16 protein-coding genes, 1 tRNA gene and 5 pseudogenes are annotated in these 17,482 nt (G+C 72.3%); 11 read left to right on the top strand and 11 right to left on the bottom strand.

Annotation, left to right across the window (positions count from 1 at the left end; translation table 11 throughout):
• Positions 1-61 precede the first annotated feature (61 nt).
• Positions 62-135: transfer RNA gene (locus AC2W7J_RS01215), tRNA-Pro, on the top strand.
• A gap of 194 nt (positions 136-329) precedes the next feature.
• Positions 330-461 (top strand): hypothetical protein, encoded by a 132-nt coding sequence (locus tag AC2W7J_RS01210; protein WP_255186223.1) that lies wholly within the window; start codon positions 330-332, stop codon positions 459-461.
• Positions 462-596: 135 nt separating this feature from the next.
• Here the strand turns inward: AC2W7J_RS01210 and AC2W7J_RS01205 are convergent, their stop codons facing one another.
• On the bottom strand, positions 597-962 hold the full coding sequence (locus AC2W7J_RS01205; RefSeq protein WP_485981068.1) for a hypothetical protein: 366 nt from the start codon (positions 960-962) through the stop codon (positions 597-599).
• Between the two features lie 236 nt (positions 963-1,198).
• Here AC2W7J_RS01205 and AC2W7J_RS01200 point away from each other — a divergent pair, with 236 nt between their 5' ends.
• Positions 1,199-1,348, top strand: coding sequence for a hypothetical protein (locus tag AC2W7J_RS01200; RefSeq protein ID WP_255186225.1), 150 nt, complete (start codon positions 1,199-1,201; stop codon positions 1,346-1,348).
• The gene (locus AC2W7J_RS01195) at positions 1,326-1,886 is read left to right on the top strand and encodes a hypothetical protein (RefSeq protein ID WP_485981066.1); all 561 of its coding nucleotides are present in this window, start codon (positions 1,326-1,328) and stop codon (positions 1,884-1,886) included. The genes AC2W7J_RS01200 and AC2W7J_RS01195 overlap by 23 nt, the downstream gene beginning before the upstream one ends.
• Positions 1,887-1,925: 39 nt before the next feature.
• On the opposite strand, the gene ppgK is transcribed toward AC2W7J_RS01195, so the two are convergent.
• The 5 genes and pseudogenes from ppgK to AC2W7J_RS01170 form a co-directional block, all read right to left on the bottom strand.
• Positions 1,926-2,705, bottom strand: coding sequence for a polyphosphate--glucose phosphotransferase (ppgK, locus tag AC2W7J_RS01190; protein WP_185222156.1), 780 nt, complete (start codon positions 2,703-2,705; stop codon positions 1,926-1,928).
• On the bottom strand, positions 2,698-3,324 hold the full coding sequence (gene eda / locus AC2W7J_RS01185; RefSeq protein ID WP_068312821.1) for a bifunctional 4-hydroxy-2-oxoglutarate aldolase/2-dehydro-3-deoxy-phosphogluconate aldolase: 627 nt from the start codon (positions 3,322-3,324) through the stop codon (positions 2,698-2,700). The genes ppgK and eda overlap by 8 nt, the downstream gene beginning before the upstream one ends.
• Before the next feature lie 112 nt (positions 3,325-3,436).
• A pseudogene (edd, locus tag AC2W7J_RS01180) lies at positions 3,437-5,134 on the bottom strand (phosphogluconate dehydratase); the annotation flags it as partial.
• Positions 5,131-6,324 (bottom strand): glucose-6-phosphate dehydrogenase, encoded by a 1,194-nt coding sequence (gene zwf, locus AC2W7J_RS01175; RefSeq protein ID WP_485981064.1) that lies wholly within the window; start codon positions 6,322-6,324, stop codon positions 5,131-5,133. The gene zwf and the pseudogene edd, both read right to left, overlap by 4 nt.
• A gap of 52 nt (positions 6,325-6,376) precedes the next feature.
• A pseudogene (locus AC2W7J_RS01170) lies at positions 6,377-6,586 on the bottom strand (hypothetical protein); the annotation flags it as partial.
• Between the two features lie 89 nt (positions 6,587-6,675).
• Here AC2W7J_RS01170 and AC2W7J_RS01165 point away from each other — a divergent pair.
• From AC2W7J_RS01165 to AC2W7J_RS01145, 5 genes and pseudogenes are all read left to right on the top strand, one after another.
• A pseudogene (locus tag AC2W7J_RS01165) lies at positions 6,676-7,386 on the top strand (ROK family protein); the annotation flags it as partial.
• A gap of 38 nt (positions 7,387-7,424) precedes the next feature.
• Complete coding sequence (locus tag AC2W7J_RS01160; RefSeq protein WP_485981062.1) at positions 7,425-7,859, top strand: ROK family protein; 435 nt, start codon at positions 7,425-7,427, stop codon at positions 7,857-7,859.
• Positions 7,860-7,959: 100 nt separating this feature from the next.
• Positions 7,960-9,656, top strand: a pseudogene (locus AC2W7J_RS01155) (glycoside hydrolase family 13 protein).
• Positions 9,657-10,670 (top strand): LacI family DNA-binding transcriptional regulator, encoded by a 1,014-nt coding sequence (locus tag AC2W7J_RS01150; protein WP_084451860.1) that lies wholly within the window; start codon positions 9,657-9,659, stop codon positions 10,668-10,670.
• A gap of 74 nt (positions 10,671-10,744) precedes the next feature.
• On the top strand, positions 10,745-11,101 hold the full coding sequence (locus AC2W7J_RS01145) for a helix-turn-helix domain-containing protein (RefSeq protein ID WP_255186233.1): 357 nt from the start codon (positions 10,745-10,747) through the stop codon (positions 11,099-11,101).
• 3 nt (positions 11,102-11,104) lie between these two features.
• On the opposite strand, the gene AC2W7J_RS01140 is transcribed toward AC2W7J_RS01145, so the two are convergent.
• Both AC2W7J_RS01140 and AC2W7J_RS01135 read right to left on the bottom strand, forming a co-directional pair.
• The gene (locus AC2W7J_RS01140; protein ID WP_485981060.1) at positions 11,105-11,692 is read right to left on the bottom strand and encodes a ClpP family protease; all 588 of its coding nucleotides are present in this window, start codon (positions 11,690-11,692) and stop codon (positions 11,105-11,107) included.
• On the bottom strand, positions 11,689-12,318 hold the full coding sequence (locus AC2W7J_RS01135; RefSeq protein ID WP_485981058.1) for a ClpP family protease: 630 nt from the start codon (positions 12,316-12,318) through the stop codon (positions 11,689-11,691). Before AC2W7J_RS01135 ends, AC2W7J_RS01140 begins: the two co-directional genes overlap by 4 nt.
• Positions 12,319-12,434: 116 nt before the next feature.
• Between AC2W7J_RS01135 and AC2W7J_RS01130 the strand changes: the two genes are divergently transcribed.
• Together AC2W7J_RS01130 and AC2W7J_RS01125 are read left to right on the top strand one after the other, a co-directional pair.
• Positions 12,435-13,808, top strand: coding sequence for a MoxR family ATPase (locus AC2W7J_RS01130; protein WP_485981080.1), 1,374 nt, complete (start codon positions 12,435-12,437; stop codon positions 13,806-13,808).
• On the top strand, positions 13,798-15,822 hold the full coding sequence (locus AC2W7J_RS01125) for a vWA domain-containing protein (protein ID WP_485981056.1): 2,025 nt from the start codon (positions 13,798-13,800) through the stop codon (positions 15,820-15,822). The genes AC2W7J_RS01130 and AC2W7J_RS01125 overlap by 11 nt, the downstream gene beginning before the upstream one ends.
• A 234-nt stretch (positions 15,823-16,056) precedes the next feature.
• Here AC2W7J_RS01125 and AC2W7J_RS01120 read toward each other — a convergent pair whose 3' ends face one another.
• The 3 genes and pseudogenes from AC2W7J_RS01120 to AC2W7J_RS01110 form a co-directional block, all read right to left on the bottom strand.
• Positions 16,057-16,845, bottom strand: a complete 789-nt coding sequence (locus AC2W7J_RS01120) for a putative hydro-lyase (RefSeq protein ID WP_485981054.1) — start codon at positions 16,843-16,845, stop codon at positions 16,057-16,059.
• Positions 16,838-17,365: a 5-oxoprolinase subunit C family protein gene (locus AC2W7J_RS01115; RefSeq protein ID WP_485981052.1), complete on the bottom strand. Its 528-nt coding sequence runs from the start codon at positions 17,363-17,365 to the stop codon at positions 16,838-16,840. Before AC2W7J_RS01115 ends, AC2W7J_RS01120 begins: the two co-directional genes overlap by 8 nt.
• Positions 17,353-17,445: pseudogene (locus tag AC2W7J_RS01110) on the bottom strand (hypothetical protein); the annotation flags it as partial. The pseudogene AC2W7J_RS01110 and the gene AC2W7J_RS01115, both read right to left, overlap by 13 nt.
• Positions 17,446-17,482: the final 37 nt, after the last annotated feature.

Genomic DNA, 17,482 nt, shown 5'->3' with positions numbered 1-17,482 from the left:
CGATTCGGTGACAGCCGGGGACGTGGGATAAGGTGACGTTCGCTCCTCAGGGAGCAAGCCACGGGCTGTGGCGCAGCTTGGTAGCGCACTTGACTGGGGGTCAAGGGGTCGCAGGTTCAAATCCTGTCAGCCCGACGGGTAAAAGGCCCGGAATCTCAACGGATTCCGGGCCTTCGTCGTGTCCGGGGCGAGGAGCGAGAGCGTGTCTGACAGCAACCGTGACAGCAACGGGGAAACGCGGCGTGGTCGGGAAGCGTCAGACAGCAATGCGCAAGGCGCCTCGCGTGAGATTTGTTGCGGAGGGTCAGGCGCGGGCCTACCGTCGCCGCATGGATGAGATCGAAGGGGGAGAGGCCGGGGCGACCTTCGTCGTCGTGGCCAGTGAGGACGGGCGCGCGGTCGCGCTCTTCAGTGACGGGTCATGGGGCCCGGCGGAGGAGTTCGGGCTCGGAGAGGGCTAGAGCGCGCGCGGAGGGGCCGAGGTCCGACCCCACGCCAGAACGCGGCCGGGGAGACCGACAGGGGCGCGGTGCGCCGAGGCAGGCTCTAGCGACGGCGGCCCAATGTCGGCAGACCCCCGCTCACCGGCCGGCCGGTCATGCCGTCGCGGGCTGCGGGTACCCCCGCACGCGTCGGTCCGCCGCGCGCGCTTCCATCCGCTCGATCTTACGGGCGTCCTCGGCGTCCTCACGGTCCAATAGATCGAAGATCGAAAGGCGGCGCCGATCGGCGGCGGCAGCCTCCCCGACGCTCACCGCGCGTCGCTTCCGCGTCGTGGCGCTCCCACCCTTAGCGCTCGGCGACGGGCGGCGCCCGCTGCCCTGTTGGTGCCGTCCTGCGGCCCTGTTGAGCGAGGGGACGGTGATGCCAGCACCGGAGGGAGTCGCCGAGAGGATGCCTTGCCCCACCATGGCCCGGACCTCGTCGGTCGTCACGCCGAGTTGCTCGGCGGCTTCGCGCACGGGGACCGACGGCGGTGAGGCCGTGCAGGGCGCCGAGGAAGGCAGCCTGCATCGCATCGCCGAGGCAGGGGGCGGGGGGGCGTGCGAAGGGGGCGGGGGTGGGCGGTGTTGTTTACACGGGGCATCGCGCCCGGCCGCGAGTCGGTGCGCGAACTACGTGCGATGGCCGTCGCCCTGCGAGAAGACAACGAATTCGACCTGTCCCGGCTCCGGGGCCTGATGAAAGTGGCAACCTCATGAGCATCTCGATCCTTCGAACCGCCGACGCCTGGTGGGTCCAGACCACCGAGGGCGCCGTTCGGGTCGACACCTCGGCGACGACCACCGGAGAACTGCTCGCCGACCGTGCGGCCGGCGACCGGGATGGTCGGCACCATCAGTCCTGAGGACTACGACGGGATCGCCGAGCTCCGCTTCGCGGGTGTCGTCGGAGCCGTCCGCAACATCCCGCACTCCAAGGCTGTCTACTTCGACGAGCAGAACCCCTTCGAGACCGTCATCGGCTACCAGACCGGCCAGTCTCGAGGGCGGTGGTGGACCGAACGACTCGACGACAGCGTCGGGCATCGGACCGTCGTCATGATCCGGCAGCGCAAGGGCACCCGGTCCCGTGATTTCCGCACCTTCATCCACGACGAGCTGGGACGAGCGTTGCACGGGGCCGGCGCCCAGGATCTGCGCACGTACACCTTCATGCGCTACATCGCAGCCATGTGGAGCACCCCCGGCGTGAACCACGCGGGCCCTGCGCACCGCCGCCACCACGCGGCTTTGGTCATCGGAGCCGACTCCCGCCAGCAGTTCGACGACATCCTCAAGTCCACGGAGGTGGCCGCTGTCATCGATCGTCAGGAGCGGCACATCACCGCAGCACACGCCTACACCGTCGATCGGACCGTTCCCGGCATCAGGATGAAGCCGTGAAGGTCACCGACGAGCCCGGCCCGACTGAGGACCCCATCGTCATCCGGCCGCGGGCATCACCACGGGTTGGTCGGCGACCCGTCGGCCTGCCAGAGCGGCGCCGATGACCCCCGCGTCGTTGCCGAGCGCTGCCGGGACGATCGGGGCGCGGGTGCGCACGTGCGGGAGGAACCGGTCGGCCGATGCGCTCACCGCCCCGCCGACGACGATGAGGTCGGGGGTGAGGAGGCTCTCGAGGAGCCCGTAGTAGGCGGTGAGCCGCTCCGCCCACTTCACGTACGAGAGCCCTTCCCGCTCCCGAGCCGCGGTCGAGGCGAGGTGCTCGGCGGGGCGGCCCGACATGGGCAGGTGACCCAGCTCGGTGTTCGGCACGAGGGTGCCGTCGACGAGGAGGGCGCTGCCGATGCCGGTGCCGAGGGTCGTCACGACGACGACACCGGAGCCTGCCGCCGCGGCGCCCCGCCTGGTTTCGGCAATGCCGGCGGCATCGGCGTCGTTGACGGCCGTGACGGGGCGCGCCAGTGCCGTGTGGAGCGAGTCCTCGACGGGGTACCCGATCCACGACGGGTCGATGTTCGCGGCCGTCTCGACCACCCCGCGCCGGACGACGGCCGGGAGGGCGATGCCGACGGGGGTGGCGTCGGTCGGTGCCAACGCCCGCACGATCTCCGCCACACACTCGGAGATCGCCGCCGGCGTGGCCGGCCGGGGGGTGTCGGCGACGAATCGCTGTCCCATGAGGATGCCGCTGCCGGCGTCGACGAGGGCGGACTTGATCGTCGTCCCGCCGACGTCGACCCCGACGACGTGCTCAGGCACGGATGGTCCCGGCCACCGCGAGCGCCTCGCTCGCGAGGCGGGTGATCTCGCCCCAGTCAGCGACCTCGACCACGGCCGCGGGGGTGATCCACGAGCCGCCGACGCAGCCGACGTTGGGGAGCGCGAGGTAGTCGGCGGCGTCGGCCGGGCCGATCCCACCCGTGGGGCAGAAGCGCATGTCGGGCACCGGGCTGTGCACCGCCTGGAGGAAGGGAGCACCACCCGAGGCCCGCGCGGGGAAGACCTTCGCCTCGCGGATGCCGCGCTCGCGCAGGGCGAGCATCTCGCTCACGGTCGCGGTGCCGGCGAGGAAGGGCAGCCCGGTCTCCGTCATGGCGTCGAGGAGGGGGTCCGTGGCGCCCGGGGAGACGAGGAAGCTCGCCCCCTTCGCTGCAGCCTGCCCCGCCTGCGCCGGGTCGACGACCGTGCCCGCCCCGACGGTGATCTCGGGCACCTCCTCGGCGATCCGCTCGATGGACTCGAGCGCGGACGAGGTGCGCAGGGTGAGCTCGATGATGTCGATGCCGCCCGCGACGAGGGCCCGTGCGAGCGGGACCGCCCGGCTGGCGTCCTCGAGGATGACGACGGGGATGACGGGGGAGATGTCGAGAAGGCTCATGCGTGACCACCTGAGAAGAAGAAGGACGCGCCCTCGTCGGCCGGGCCGGCCGCGCGCGCATGTTGTCGAAGAGCTCACGGCCGGTGCCCGTGAAGTCGTGGGAGACGAGGTGCGCCTCCCGCGCACTGATGTCGTCGTGGACGAAGAAGGTCCCGGCATCCGCGTCGACGGTGACGAGATCGCCGTCCACCACGCGGCAGAGCGGGCCGTCGAGGCTGGCCTCGGGCGTGACGTGGATGGCCGCGAGGATCTTGCCCGAGGCGCCGGACATCCGGCCGTCGGTGACGATCGCGACCCGGTGGCCTCGGTCCTGGAGGACCCCGAGCGCGGGCGTGAGCTTGTGCAGCTCCGGCATCCCGTTGGCCGCCGGACCCTGGTGCCGGACCACGGCGACGAGGTCGCCGTCGAGGCTGCCCTCCTCGAAGGCGCGCAGCAGGTCGTGCTGGTCGTCGAAGCACCGCGCCGGTGCGGTGACGCTCCGGTGCTCCGGCGCGACCGCGGAGACCTTGACGACGCCGCGACCGAGGTTGCCCTCGATGACCCGCAGACCGCCGTCCGTGGCGAAGGGGGCGTCCACCGTCCGCAGCACGGACTCGTCGAGGCTCTCTGCCGGTCCCTCCTCACGCACCACCTCGCCGTCGCGCAGCCGCGTCTCACGGGTGTACCGCCGCAGGCCCCGGCCATCCGCGGTGAGGACGTCCTCGTGGAGCAGTCCGTGCTCGAGGAGGGTGCGCACGGTGACGGCGAGCCCGCCCGCCGCCGCGTAGTGGTTCACGTCCGCGGAACCGTTGGGGTAGATGCGGGCGAGGAGGGGCACGACCGTCGACAGGTCGGCGAGGTCGTCCCAAGAGAGGATGATGCCGGCGGCCCGCGCGATGGCCACGAGATGGAGAGTGTGGTTCGTCGAGCCGCCCGTTGCGAGGAGCGCGACGCACGCGTTGACGACCGCCCGCTCGTCGACGACCTCCCCGAGCGGCGCCTGCCCGGCGAGCGCGAGCTCGGTGACCCGGCGCCCGGCCTCGACGGTCAGCGCCTCCCGCAGTGGCGTGCCGGGGTTGACGAAGGTGGCTCCCGGCAGGTGCAGGCCCATGACCTCCATGAGGAGCTGGTTGCTGTTCGCCGTGCCGAAGAAGGTGCACGTGCCCTCGGAGTGGTACGAGCTGGCCTCCGCGTCGAGGAGGGCGCGCCGGTCGACCTTGCCCTCGGCGTACTCCTGCCGCACCCGCGCCTTCTCACCGTTCGGCAGTCCCGAGGTCATCGGACCCGCGGGCACGAAGAGGGTCGGCAGGTGGCCGAAGGACAGCGCACCGATGAGCATGCCCGGCACGATCTTGTCGCACACGCCGAGCAGGAGCGTGCCGTCGAACATGTCGTGCGAGAGCGCCACAGCGGTCGACATCGCGATGACGTCACGGCTGAAGAGCGAGAGCTGCATGCCGTCGCGTCCCTGGGTGATCCCGTCGCACATCGCGGGCACGCCGCCGGCGACCTGCGCGATGCCGCCCGCCCCGAGCACCGCCTTCTTGAGCGTCTCGGGGTAGCCGGCGAAGGGGGCGTGCGCGGAGAGCATGTCGTTGTAGGCCGTGACGATCGCGATGTTGGGCTTGACCAGGCCGCGCAGGTCCGCCTTCGCCTCCCGAGGTGCTCCGGCGAAGCCGTGGGCCAGGTTGGCGCAGCCGAGCCGGCCGCGGGCGGGTCCGCGGTCGGCGGCGGCACGCACCCGTGACAGGTAGGCCCGGCGGGTCGTCGCGCTCCGCTCGCGGAGTCGGGTGGTCACGTCGTCGATGACGGGGTGGAGGGTGGGGTTCATCGGGTCACGTCCTCGTTCCAGGAGCGTCCGTCACGCTCGATCAGCAGGTCGGCCGCGGCGGGGCCGTCGGTGCCGGCCGCGTAGGGGCGGGGTCGGCGGGCACCGACCCCACGGATGATCGGCTCGACCCAGCGCCAGGCCGCCTCGATCTCGTCGCGGCGCATGAAGAGCGTCGTGTTGCCGCGCACGACGTCCATGAGGAGTCGCTCGTAGGCGTCGGGGGAGGGTGCGCCGAAGGCCTGGGAGAAGTTGAGGTCGAGCGAGACGGGGCGGACTCGGATCCCGCCGGGTCCGGGCTCCTTGGCGACGAGGTGGAGCCTGACGCTCTCGTCGGGCTGGAGGCGCATGACGAGCCTGTTCGGCTCCTGCGTCCCTTCGCTGCCGGGGAACATCGGGTGCGGGGTCGGCTTGAAGGCGACGACGATCTCGGAGCAGCGCTCGCGCATCCGCTTGCCGGTGCGCAGGTAGAAGGGGACGCCCGCCCAGCGCCAGTTGCGGACCTCCGCCCGGAGCGCGACGAAGGTCTCCGTCCGGCTCGGCGCCTCGACCTCCTCGACGTAGGAGGGGGCGGCCGCGCCGTCGACGAGACCGGCCGTGTACTGCCCGAGGACGCACGCGCCGTCGAGGTCCTCGAGCGGCGTGAGGGCCTGCAGGACCTTGAGCTTCTCGTCGCGCACCGACTCACCGGCGACCTGGGTCGGGGGTTCCATCGCGACGAGGCAGAGGAGCTGGAGCAGGTGGTTCTGCAGCATGTCGCGCATCGCGCCTGCACTGTCGTAGTAGCCGCCGCGGCTCCCGACACCGACCGACTCGGCGACCGTGATCTGCACGTGGTCGATGGCCGTGGCGTGCCACAGCGGCTCGAAGACCGAGTTGGCGAAGCGCGTCACGAGGAGGTTCTGCACGCTCTCCTTGCCGAGGTAGTGGTCGATCCGGAAGATCTGCGACTCGGCGAAGACCTCGCCGACGGAGTCGTTGATCTCCCGGGCAGAGGCGAGGTCGTGCCCGAGCGGCTTCTCGAGGACGACACGGCTGCTCGGCTGGACGAGCCCGATCTCGTCGAGGCGGTGGCAGATCGTCCCGAAGAGGGCCGGCCGACGGCGAGGTAGAAGACCCGGACCGGGTTCGCCCGCTCGCGGAGGCGATCCCCGAGTGCGTGCCAGTCGTCCGGCTCGTCGACGTCGAGGCACACGTGCTCGAGCCGCGCGCGAAGTCGTCGATCTCGCCCGACGTGACGCCGGGGACGAACTCCGGGAGCGCGCCGCGCACCTTGTCGCGGTAGCCGGCGTCGTCGAGACCGGCGCGCGAGACGGCGACGACGCGCGTCCGCGTGGGCAGCTGGCCGTCGCGCAGTCGGAGCAGCAGCGCGGGGAGCAGCTTGCGGAGGGCGAGGTCGCCCGTGCCTCCGAAGATGACGAAGTCGGTGGCCTCGAGAGGCGCGGTCACGTTCATGGGCGGTGAGCCTAGGGAAACTTATGAACGCTGGCAATACAAAAGTCAGTATTCGAAAGAACTAAAGTCCTGCGTGGTTGAATGACGCGGTGCCCGCCCCCTCCGCGCCCGCCACTGCCGGGGAGGTCCTCGCACTCATCCGCGAAGGGCGAGCGACGACCCGAGGCGATGTCGGTCGGGTCACCGGGCTCTCCCGCACCGCCGTGACCGCTCGGCTGTCCGCGCTCCTCAGGGCCGGGCTGCTCGTCGAGACAGTCGTCGAACCCTCGGGAGGTGGCCGCCCGCCGGCGCGCCTGACCTTCAACTCGGACTTCGGGGTCGTCCTCGCCGTCCCGCTCGGACGGAGCCGGACCCAGGCCGCGGTGTGTGCCCTCGACGGCGAGGTCCTCGCCGCCACGGCCTTCGACCACGCCGACGGGGCATCGCCGGAGGAGATGATGCCGCGGATCCTCGGGGCACTCGAGGAGCTCCTCGAGTCGATCGACGTGCCGCCGGAACGAGTCCGGGGCATCGGGGTCAGCCTGCCCGGCACCGTCGACACCGAGCGCGGCATGAGCCTGTCCTCGCCGATCATGCCCGGGTGGGACGGCGTGCCGCTCGCCCCCTTCTTCGACGCCTACGGGGAGGCCCCGGTACGCGTCGAAAACGACGCGACCGTCCTCGCCCTCTCGGAGGCCGACGGCCACCGTCGGCGCTTCGACGACTTCGTCGCCCTCAAGGCCTCGACCGGGATCAGTGTCGGCATCTTCGGCGGAGGGCGCCTCCTGCGGGGCGCTCTCGGCGCGGCCGGGGAGATCGGGCACACCCGCACCCCGGCGGCGGCGGGACGCACCTGCCGGTGCGGTGGCACGGGCTGCCTCGGAAGCCGTCGCGGGCGGCTGGGCGCTCGTCCAGGACACGGTGGCCGCGGACCGTCCCGGTGGCCCACGTGCGCGAGCTCGTCGCCAGGGCCATCGAGGGCGACGCCGCCGCGCGTCGGCAGCTGCGCGAGAGCGGACGGCGGGTCGGCGAGGTGCTGTCCGGGGTCGTCAACCTGCTCAACCCCGGGGCGGTCGTCGTCGGTGGCGACATGGCTGCGGGCTACGACTTCTTCGTCGCGGGACTGCGCGAGACCCTCTACGCGGAGGCGACGGCACTCGCGACGCGGGACCTCGAGATCCTGCCGAGCACGCACGGGCAGGAGGCCGGAGTCGTCGGCTGCGCCCAGCTGGCCCTGAGTGAGGTGCTCCGACCCGAGCGGGTGGACCGCTACCTCGCGCGGGCGGGGTCCTGAGGGCTCGCGACACGCGCTTGCAGCAAGTTGCAGATCTATTGCACGGCAACTTGCGGCTGCGTTACCGTCGGTCGGCACTCACCCCGACCGAGAGAGACCGATGACCCACCCCGCACCCACCGCACCCACCGCGCCCGCCTCGGCCGCCCCCTTCGCCCACGAGGACGCGGCCGACTGGTACCGCGGCGCCGTCATCTACCAGGTGTACCCGCGCAGCTTCGCCGACAGCGACGGTGACGGCATCGGTGACCTGGCCGGCATCCGCGCACGGCTGCCCTACCTGCGGGACCTCGGCGTCGACGCCGTGTGGATCTCGCCCTTCTACGCCTCACCCCAGGCCGACGCCGGCTACGACGTCTCCGACTACCGCAAGGTCGACCCGGTCTTCGGTGACGCCGCCGACGCGGATGGGCTCGTGCGCGATGCCCACGAGCTCGGGCTGCGGGTCATCTTCGACATCGTCCCCAACCACTGCTCCGAGGAGCACGAGTGGTTCCAGCGGGCCCTCGCCGAGGGGCCCGGCTCCGCCAGCCGCGCGCTCTTCCACTTCCACGAGGGGCGGGGCGAGGCCGGCGAGCTGCCGCCCAACGACTGGGAGTCGATCTTCGGCGGGCCGGCGTGGACCCGCGTCGAGGACGGCGAGTGGTACCTGCACCTCTTCGCCCCACAACAGCCGGATCTCAACTGGGACAACCCGGTCGTGCGCGAGGAGTTCCGCTCCGTCCTGCGCTTCTGGCTCGACCTCGGGGTCGACGGATTCCGCGTCGACGTCGCCCACGGCCTCGTCAAGGCACCCGGCCTGCCGGACATCGGTCGGACCGGTCAGGTCGGCCTGCTCGGCAACGCACCGATGCCCTTCTTCGACCAGGACGGTGTCCACGAGATCTACCGCGACTGGCGGCGTGTCCTCGAGGAGTACCCCGGTGAGCGAGTCCTCGTCGCCGAGGCGTGGACCCCGACCATCGAGCGGTCGGCGTGCTACGTCCGCCCCGACGAGATGCACCAGGCCTTCAACTTCACCTACCTCGCGACGGACTGGGACGCCTGCGCCCTTCGCGAGGTCGTCGACACGACGCTCGAGGCGATGCGGCGGGTGGGCGCCCCGGCGACCTGGGTCCTGTCCAACCACGACGTCACCCGGCACACGACCCGTCTGGGCAACCCACCCGGCTCGGGGACCCAGATGGTGACGCCCGGCGACCCGGTCCTCGGCCTGCGCCGCGCCCGGGCCGCGACGCTCCTCATGCTCGGCCTGCCCGGCTCCGCCTACCTCTACCAGGGGGAGGAGCTCGGCCTGCCTGACGTCACCGACCTGCCCGACGAGGTCCGCGCCGACCCCTCCTTCCACCGGGCGGCCGGGCAGGAAGGCTTCCGGGACGGCTGCCGCGTGCCCATCCCGTGGTCCGGGACGAGCCAGCCCTACGGCTTCGGCCCACGAGAGGGCGGCCCGAGCTGGCTGCCGCAGCCGGACGCGTGGCGCGAGTTGAGCGTCGAGGCCCAGACCGGGGGTCGCCGGGGTCCGACCCTCGAGCTCTACCGCTCCGCCCTGACGTGCGCCGCGAGCAGCCCTCGCTCGGAGCCGGCGACGAGGTCGAGTGGCTCGACGCGCCCGACGGCGTCCTCGCCCTGGTCCGGCGCGGCGAGGACGGCGCGCCCGTCGTCGTCACGACGAATCTCACGAGTGAGGAGGTCCGCCTCCCGCTGCCCGGGGGCCTCCTGCTCGCATCGGCGGAGCTCGCGGTCGACGGCGACGAGGCCGTGCTGCCGGCTGACACGACCGCGTGGTGGCTGGGCTAGATGACCGAGTCGCGCCCGGGAGCCCGTCTCGCCGACGTCGCTGCCCACGCCAGGGTCAGCCAGGCGACGGTCTCGCGCGTCCTCAACGGTCGGGCGGGCCCCTCCGCGTCGACGCGACAGGCCGTCCTGGCCGCGCTCGACGTGCTCGGCTACGAGCGACCCCGCCGGCCCAAGGAGACGAAGGCCGGTCTCGTCGGGCTGATCATGCCGGAGCTGAGCAACCCGATCTTCCCGGCGATCGCCCAGGTCATCGAGCAGACCCTCGCGAGACACCGCTACATCCCGGTGCTCGGCACACAGACCCCGGGCGGGTCGACGGAGGACGACCTCGTCGAGGTGCTCATCGCGCGCGGCGTCGACGGGATCATCTTCGTCTCCGGCCTGCACGCCGACATGACGGCCGACCACGAGCGGTACGCACAGATCGCGGCGCAGGGCATCCCCTTCGTCCTCGTCGACGGGTACAGCGAGCGGATCTCGGCCCCCTTCGTCTCGGCCGACGACGCCGCGGCCATGGAGATGGCCGTGAGCCACCTCGCCGAGCTGGGCCACGAGCGAGTGGGTCTCGCGCTGGGGCCCGAACGGTTCGTCCCCGTCGCCCGCAAGGTCGCCGGGTTCGCCGACGCGATGCGCCGCAGGGGCCTCGACGCAGGCCACGTCGAGCACTCGCTCTTCACCCTGGCGGGTGGGCAGGCGGCCGCCGGTGCGCTCCTGGACCGGGGGTGCACGGCGATCGTGTGCGGCAGCGACATCATGGCGCTGGGCGCGGTCCGTGGCATCCGTGCCCGTGGGCTCTCGGTGCCCGAGGAGGTCTCCGTCGTCGGCTTCGACGACAGCCCGATGGCGGCCTTCTCCCATCCCGCACTCACGACGCTGCGCAAGCCGGTCGAGGCGATGGGGACCGCAGCGGTCGACGCGTTGCTCGACGAGATCGGCGGCAGCACGGCCCACCGCGCGGAGTTCCTCGTCCAGCCCGAGCTCGTGCTCCGCGGGTCGACAGCGCGGGCACGCTGACGCGACTCGACCCCCGGATTCTGTCGGGAGCGGAACTCTCACCGCAGCGCCGCCGGCCAGTCCTACGCTGAGGCATGGCCGAGTCAGCCCAGACCACCCACCGCGAGGCGACCCCCTTCGAGCGGGCGCTGCTCCAGCGACGACGACGAGCAGCCGAGCCACTGTGGCGCGATGCCCTGGGCGAGCAGCTCCGGCGACGACGCCACGAGCGTCGCGACACCCTCGACGACACGGCCACCCGAGCGGGGATCTCCCCCCAGTACCTCTCGGAGATCGAGCGCGGGCTCAAGGAGCCGTCGAGCGAGATGATCGCCGCGGTCGCCGGCGCGCTCGACGTCACCCTCCTCGACCTCACCCTCTCGGTGGCGGCGTCGCTGCAGGCGCCGGCCAGGGCGCGGGGGAGCGCGTCCACCCTGGCCCTGGCCGCCTGACGCTCACCGCACGTCCATCACCTCGTCGACGATCCCGAAGTCCTTGGCGGCCGCGGCGGTGAGGACCCGAGTGCGGTCGGTGTCGCGCCGCAGCTGCTCCGGCGTGCGGCCGGTGGCTCGGGCGAGGATGCCCTCGATGTCGGACCGCACGCGCACCAGCTCGTCGGCCTCGAGGATGGAGTCGGGGATCGGGCCGCGCCCCTGGGTCGACGGCTGGTGCAGCACCACCCGGGCGTGGGAGAGCGCTGCGCGCTTGCCCGGCGCGCCCGCCGCGAGCAGGACTGCACCGACCGAGATCGCCTGTCCCACACAGGTGGTCGCGACGTCCGGGCGGATGTAGCGCATCGTGTCGTGGATCGCGAGCATGGCGCTGGGGTCGCTTCCTTCGCAGTTGACGTAGAGCTGGACGTCGCGGTCGGGGTCGACCGACTCGAGGTGGATCAGCTGCGCGATGAGCGCGTTGGCGACGCCGGCATTGATGGCGGTGCCGAGGTAGATGATCCGCTCGGTGAGCAGGTGCGAGTAGACGTCCATGATCCGCTCGCCGCGCGGGTGCTGGGCGATGACGTTGGGGATCGGGTAGGTGCTCATCGGTTGCTCCCGACGAGTCCGCCGCGGAATCCCGTGGGCGCGCGGCCGCCCGGGACCACGTCGTCGAAGCTCGCGACGATCTCGTCCACGAAGCCGTAGTCGAGCGCCTCGGCCGCGCTGTACCAGCGGTCACGAAGGGAGTCCTCGAGGACCCGCTCGAGCGGTTGCCCGGTGTCGCCGGCGATCAGGTCGAGCACGGTGTCGCGGGTGTGCCGCAGGTCGTCGGCCTGCAGCTCGACGTCGACGGCCGTGCCACCGATGCCGGCCGACCCCTGGTGCAGCAGGATCCGCGAGTGCGGGAGCGCCCGCCGCTTGCCCGCAGTGCCGGCCGAGAGGAGGAACTGGCCTGCGCTGCAGGCGATCCCGAGCGCCAGCGTGCTCACGTCGTTGGGCACCAGGCGCATGATGTCGCGGATGGCGAGCATCGCGGGGACGGAACCACCGGGGGAGTGGATCCACAGGGCGATGTCGCTCGTCGGGTCGTCGGCGGCGAGCGACATCAGCTGGGTCATCAGCAGCGTGCCGTTGTCATCCTCGAGGACGCCGTCGAGGACGAGGACGCGCTGCCGGAGCAGCTCTCTTCGGGTGCGGTCGTAGAAGGAGGTCGGTGTCGGTGTCTCGCTCATGGCTCCACCGTCGCGCGACGCAGCGCTGCCACCGGCACGAATCCGCCTGCGGCGGATCCGCCCACAGCAGAGGGGTCTAGCCTGCGGAGGGTGAGCACCACGACTGCCGCCCCACCATCTCGACCGTCGGCGAGCTGCGCGCCGCCGGCCACGAGGCCAAGCCCCTGCGGGTCGAGATCCGCGACAACCTCCTGGCCCGCCTGCGTGCCGGTGAGGACCCCTGGCCGGGCCTGCACGGCTACGAGGACACGGTGATCCCGCAGGTCGAGCGGGCCCTGCTCGCCGGGCACGACATCGTCCTGCTCGGCGAGCGCGGTCAGGGCAAGACCCGCCTGCTGCGCACCATCGCCGGCCTGCTCGACGAGTGGACGCCGGTCATCGAGGGGTCGGAACTGGCGGAGCACCCCTTCGAGCCGATCACGCATGCCTCCCGCCGGCGGGCCGAGGCCGAGGGTGACTCCCTTCGCATCAGCTGGATGCACCGCGACGAGCGCTATGTCGAAAAGCTCGCCACTCCCGACACCTCCGTCGCCGACCTCATCGGCGACGTCGACCCGATGAAGGTGGCCGAGGGACGCTCGCTCGGCGACCCCGAGACGATCCACTTCGGGCTCATCCCGCGCAGCCACCGCGGCATCGTGACGATCAACGAGCTGCCCGACCTCGCCGAGCGCATTCAGGTCGCGATGCTCAACGTCATGGAGGAGCGCGACATCCAGATTCGCGGCTATGTGCTGCGCCTGCCGCTGGACGTGCTCGTCCTCGCCAGCGCCAACCCCGAGGACTACACCAACCGCGGGCGGATCATCACGCCGCTCAAGGACCGCTTCGGCGCCGAGATCCGCACGCACTACCCGCAGGAGCTCGAGGCCGAGGTCGCCGTCACCCGGCAGGAGGCGGAGCTGGTGGCGGAGGTGCCCGACCACCTCGTCGAGATCCTCGCGCGCTTCACCCGCAACCTGCGGGCCTCCTCGTCCGTGGACCAGCGCAGCGGCGTCAGCGCCCGCTTCACGATCGCGGGGGCCGAGACCATCGCCGCGTCGGCGCTGCACCGCGCGGCACGTCAGGACGAAGGGGAGGCCGTCGCCCGCGTCGTCGACCTCGAGACCGCGGTCGACGTGCTCGGCGGCAAGATCGAGTTCGAGAGCGGTGAGGAGGGGCGCGAGCAGGAGGTGCTCACCCACCTGCTGCGCACGGCCGTGGCCGACACCGTCCGTCACCTGCTGCGCGGCATCGACCTCGGCCCGCTCGTGGCCGCCATCGAGGACGGCGCGGAGGTCGCGACCGGCGAGCAGGTCACGGCGCGCGACGTCCTCGACGCGCTGCCGGCGCTGGGGGAGGCACAGGTCTACGAGGAGCTCTTCGACCGGCTCGGGGCCACGACCGACGGCGAGCGGGCCGCGGCCGCCGAGCTCGCCCTCGAGGGGCTCTACCTCGCGCGCAAGGTGGGCAAGGACTCTGCCGGGGGCGAGACCGTGTATGGCCAGTAGCCGCAGCCGATTCCGTCGCTACGCCGGGGGTGACCCACTCGCCCCGCCCGTCGACATCGCCGAGGCACTCGACGACATCGGCGAGCGGGTCATGGGCGGGTCCTCGCCGGAGCGGGCGCTGCAGGAGCTGCTGCGCCGGGGCACGTCCGACCAGATCGGGCTCGACGAGCTGTCCCGACGCATCCACGAGCAGCGGCGGGAGCTGCTGCAGCGGCACAACCTCGACGGCACCCTCCAGCAGGTGCGCGAGCTGCTCGACCGGGCCGTGCTCGAGGAGCGGGGGCAGCTGGCCCGGGACGTGCAGATGGACGACACCGACCGGGCCTTCGCCGAGATGAGGCTCGACGGGCTCCCTTCGTCCACGGCGGCGGCGGTGAGCGAGCTGCAGGACTACTCCTGGCAGTCCTCGCAGGCGCGGACCGACTACGAGCAGATCAAGGACCTGCTCGGCCGCGAGGTGCTCGACCAGCGCTTCGCCGGCATGAAGCAGGCGCTGGAGGGGGCCACGGACGAGGACCGCGTTGCCGTCGGGGAGATGCTGCGCGATCTCAACTCCCTGCTCGAGAGGCACCAGCGCGGCGAGGACACGCCGCAGGACTTCGACGACTTCATGGCCCAGCACGGGGACTTCTTCCCCGAAGGGCCTCAGGACATCGACGAGCTCGTCGACGCGCTGGCCCAGCGAGCCGCCGCAGCCCAGCGGATGCTCGCCTCGATGACGCCCGAGCAGCGCCAGGAGCTCATGGAGCTGTCCGCGCAGGCCTTCGGCTCGCCCGACCTGATGGAGGCGCTGGGGCGGCTCGACGGCAACCTGCAGGCCATGCGTCCGGGAGAGGACTGGAGCGGGTCGGAGCGCTTCGGCGGTGACCAGGGGCTGGGCCTGGGCGACGGGACCGGGATGCTCCAGGACATCGCGAGCCTCGATGCCCTGGCGGAGCAGGTGTCGCAGACCTACGGCGGAGCACGACTCGACGACATCGACCTCGACGCCCTCGCCCGGCTCCTCGGTGAGGACGCCGCTGTCGAGGCCCGCGCGCTCCGCGAGCTCGAGCAGGCCCTGCGTGGCAGCGGGGCGCTGCGCCGGGATTCCGAGGGACACCTGCGGCTGACGCCCAAGGCGATGCGGCAGCTGGGCAAGGCCCTGCTGCGTGACATTGCGCAACGCATGTCCGGCCGTCAGGGCCAGCGCGACCTGCGACAGGCGGGCGCGGCGGGGGAGCGCTCGGGCGCGACCCGGCCCTGGGCCTTCGGCGACACCGAGCCGTGGGACATCCCGCGCACGGTGCTCAACGGCGTGCTGCGCCGGGCGGGTGCCGGCGCCGACGGTGGTCGGCTCATCACGACCGAAGACATCGAGGTGGCCGAGACGGAGGCGCGCACCCAGGCCGCCGTCGCGCTGCTCGTCGACACCTCCTTCTCGATGGCGATGGACGGACGCTGGGTGCCGATGAAGCGGACCGCGCTGGCGCTGCACACCCTGATCCGCACCCGCTTCCGCGGTGACCACCTCCAGCTGATCGCCTTCGGTCGGCACGCGCGCGTCATGGAGATCGAGGAGCTCACCGCGCTGGACGCCTTCTGGGACAAGGGGACCAACCTCCACCACGGTCTGCTCCTGGCGCACCGGCACTTCCGCAAGCACCCCAACGCGCAGCCCGTGCTGCTCGTCGTGACTGATGGCGAGCCCACCGCCCATCTCGAGCCGCACGGGGAGACCTTCTTCGACTACCCGCCGCACCCCCTGACGATCGCGCGGACGGTGCGCGAGCTCGACGCGGTGAGCCGGCTCGGGGCGCAGACGACCTTCTTCCGGCTCGGCGAGGACCCGGGTCTTGCCCGCTTCATCGAGTCGCTCGCCCGGCGGGCGGACGGCCGGGTCGTGGCGCCCGACCTCGACGACCTCGGCGCTGCGGTCGTCGGCTCCTATCTCGGCTCACGGCAGCCGGGCCGCGGAGACGAAGGGGGCGACTTCGGCGGCTGGTTCGGCGGCCGGGGCTTCTGGTTCGACGAGTGACGCCGCCCGATGGGGCGGGGTGTGCGGCCGTGCTGACTGCTACGCCGTTGCTCCGTACGACGAGCGGCGCGTCGTACGGGGCAATGCCGAAGGGTGCGTGCTGGGGGCGGCTTCGACCCCGCGTGGGCTCGTTGTACGGAGCAACGGCGCAGTGCGCGGATCGACAGCAGCCCCGACCACCGTGGCCCGTCGTACGGAGCAACGGCATAGCGCGCCGGAGCCCCGGTGGGTGTGTCAGGGCACGAGGTAGTCGGAGTCGCGCGCGTCGGTGATCGCCATCATCCCCGGCGCGTGCCCGATGGCGAAGGGCGGGCGGGACTGCATGATCGCCGCCTGCGGGGTCACGCCGCAGGCCCAGAAGACCGGGACCTCACCGGCGCGCACGGGCACAGCGTCGCCGAAGTCCGGCGACCCGAGGTCGCGGATGCCGAGAGCGGCAGGATCGCCGACGTGGACGGGCGCGCCGTGCACCGCGGGGTAGCGCGAGGTCACGCGGACCGCGGTGGCGACCTGGTCCGCAGGCATCGGCCGCATCGACACGACGAGCGGCCCGCCGATCTGGCCCGCCGACCGGCACTGCCGGTTCGTGGAGTACATCGGCACGTTGCTGCCGACCTCGATGTGGCGCACGGGTGCCCCGGCTTCGAGCAGCGCCGCCTCGAAGGTGAAGCTGCACCCGACGAGGAAGGCGACGAGGTCGTCGCGCCACACGTCGCGGACGTCGGTCACCTCGGCGACGAGCTCGCCGTGCTCGTAGACCCGGTAGCCGGGCAAATCCGTGCGCAGGTCGCCGTCGAAGATCGAGCAGGCCACCTCGCCCGGCTCCGTGACGTCGAGGACGGGGCACGGCTTGGGGTTGCGCTGAGCGAAGAGGAGCACGTCATAGGCCTGCTCGCGCGGCACCGCGATGAGGTTGGCCTGCGTGTAGCCCGCGCTCCAGCCGGAGGTCGGGACGGACAGCCCGTCGCGAAATCGCGCACGAGCCTCCATGGGGGACAAGGCGGCCGGGACGAGGTCAGCCACGGCGGACACTCCCTTCGATCTCGAAACGCAGTCGCTGGCCGGGCTGGGCCTGGGCCGCCCGCCCGATGTCCGCCGCGATGACGACCCCGATGACGGGGTAGCCACCGGTCACCGGATGATCGGCGAGGAAGAGCGTGGGCTGCCCGGTCGGCGGCACCTGGAGAGCTCCGGGCACCATGCCCTCGCTGCTGAGCTCACCCTCGCGGGCGCGCTCCAGCCGCGGCCCGGACAGGCGCATGCCGACCCGGTCGCTCTCCGAGGTCACCTCGTAGGCGCCGCCGAGGAGGGCGTCGAGGGCCGTGGGCTCGAACCAGTCGTCCCGCGGTCCGGGGACGGACCCGCAGCCGCACCTCGCCGGTCGTCGGCGCGGCGACCGGCGCCAGGTCGACGAGCGGCACGGCGAAGGGGAGCACGTCCCACGGGGCAGCAGGCTGCCGGGGGAGGGGCACCGCCGGGGCCGAGTCCGGCGAGGGTGTCGGTCGAGCGGGAGCGCAGCACCGGGCTCGACGTCGATCCCCACCGCGCACGGCGGAGATAACTGCGCAGCCCGGCCGCCGCCGCCCCGAGCGCAGCCCGCGCCCCGTCCGGCAGCCAGGTCACCGCCGCGTGGCCCACTGGGACCCCGTCGACGGTCGCG

Source organism: Janibacter sp. CFPM2_SD2 (genome assembly GCF_057364645.1).
Note: the sequence above shows the minus strand (reverse complement) of the source record. Positions and strands in the feature narration are given on the sequence as shown.

Coding starts and splice junctions, on each gene's coding strand:
- AC2W7J_RS01200 (WP_255186225.1), top strand. CDS start 1,199: ATGAGCATCTCGATCCTTCGAACCGCCGACGCCTGGTGGGTCCAGACC.
- AC2W7J_RS01150 (WP_084451860.1), top strand. CDS start 9,657: ATGACCGAGTCGCGCCCGGGAGCCCGTCTCGCCGACGTCGCTGCCCAC.
- AC2W7J_RS01125 (WP_485981056.1), top strand. CDS start 13,798: ATGGCCAGTAGCCGCAGCCGATTCCGTCGCTACGCCGGGGGTGACCCA.
- AC2W7J_RS01140 (WP_485981060.1), bottom strand. CDS start 11,692: ATGAGCACCTACCCGATCCCCAACGTCATCGCCCAGCACCCGCGCGGC.
- eda (WP_068312821.1), bottom strand. CDS start 3,324: ATGAGCCTTCTCGACATCTCCCCCGTCATCCCCGTCGTCATCCTCGAG.
- AC2W7J_RS01135 (WP_485981058.1), bottom strand. CDS start 12,318: ATGAGCGAGACACCGACACCGACCTCCTTCTACGACCGCACCCGAAGA.
- AC2W7J_RS01210 (WP_255186223.1), top strand. CDS start 330: ATGGATGAGATCGAAGGGGGAGAGGCCGGGGCGACCTTCGTCGTCGTG.
- AC2W7J_RS01195 (WP_485981066.1), top strand. CDS start 1,326: ATGGTCGGCACCATCAGTCCTGAGGACTACGACGGGATCGCCGAGCTC.
- AC2W7J_RS01145 (WP_255186233.1), top strand. CDS start 10,745: ATGGCCGAGTCAGCCCAGACCACCCACCGCGAGGCGACCCCCTTCGAG.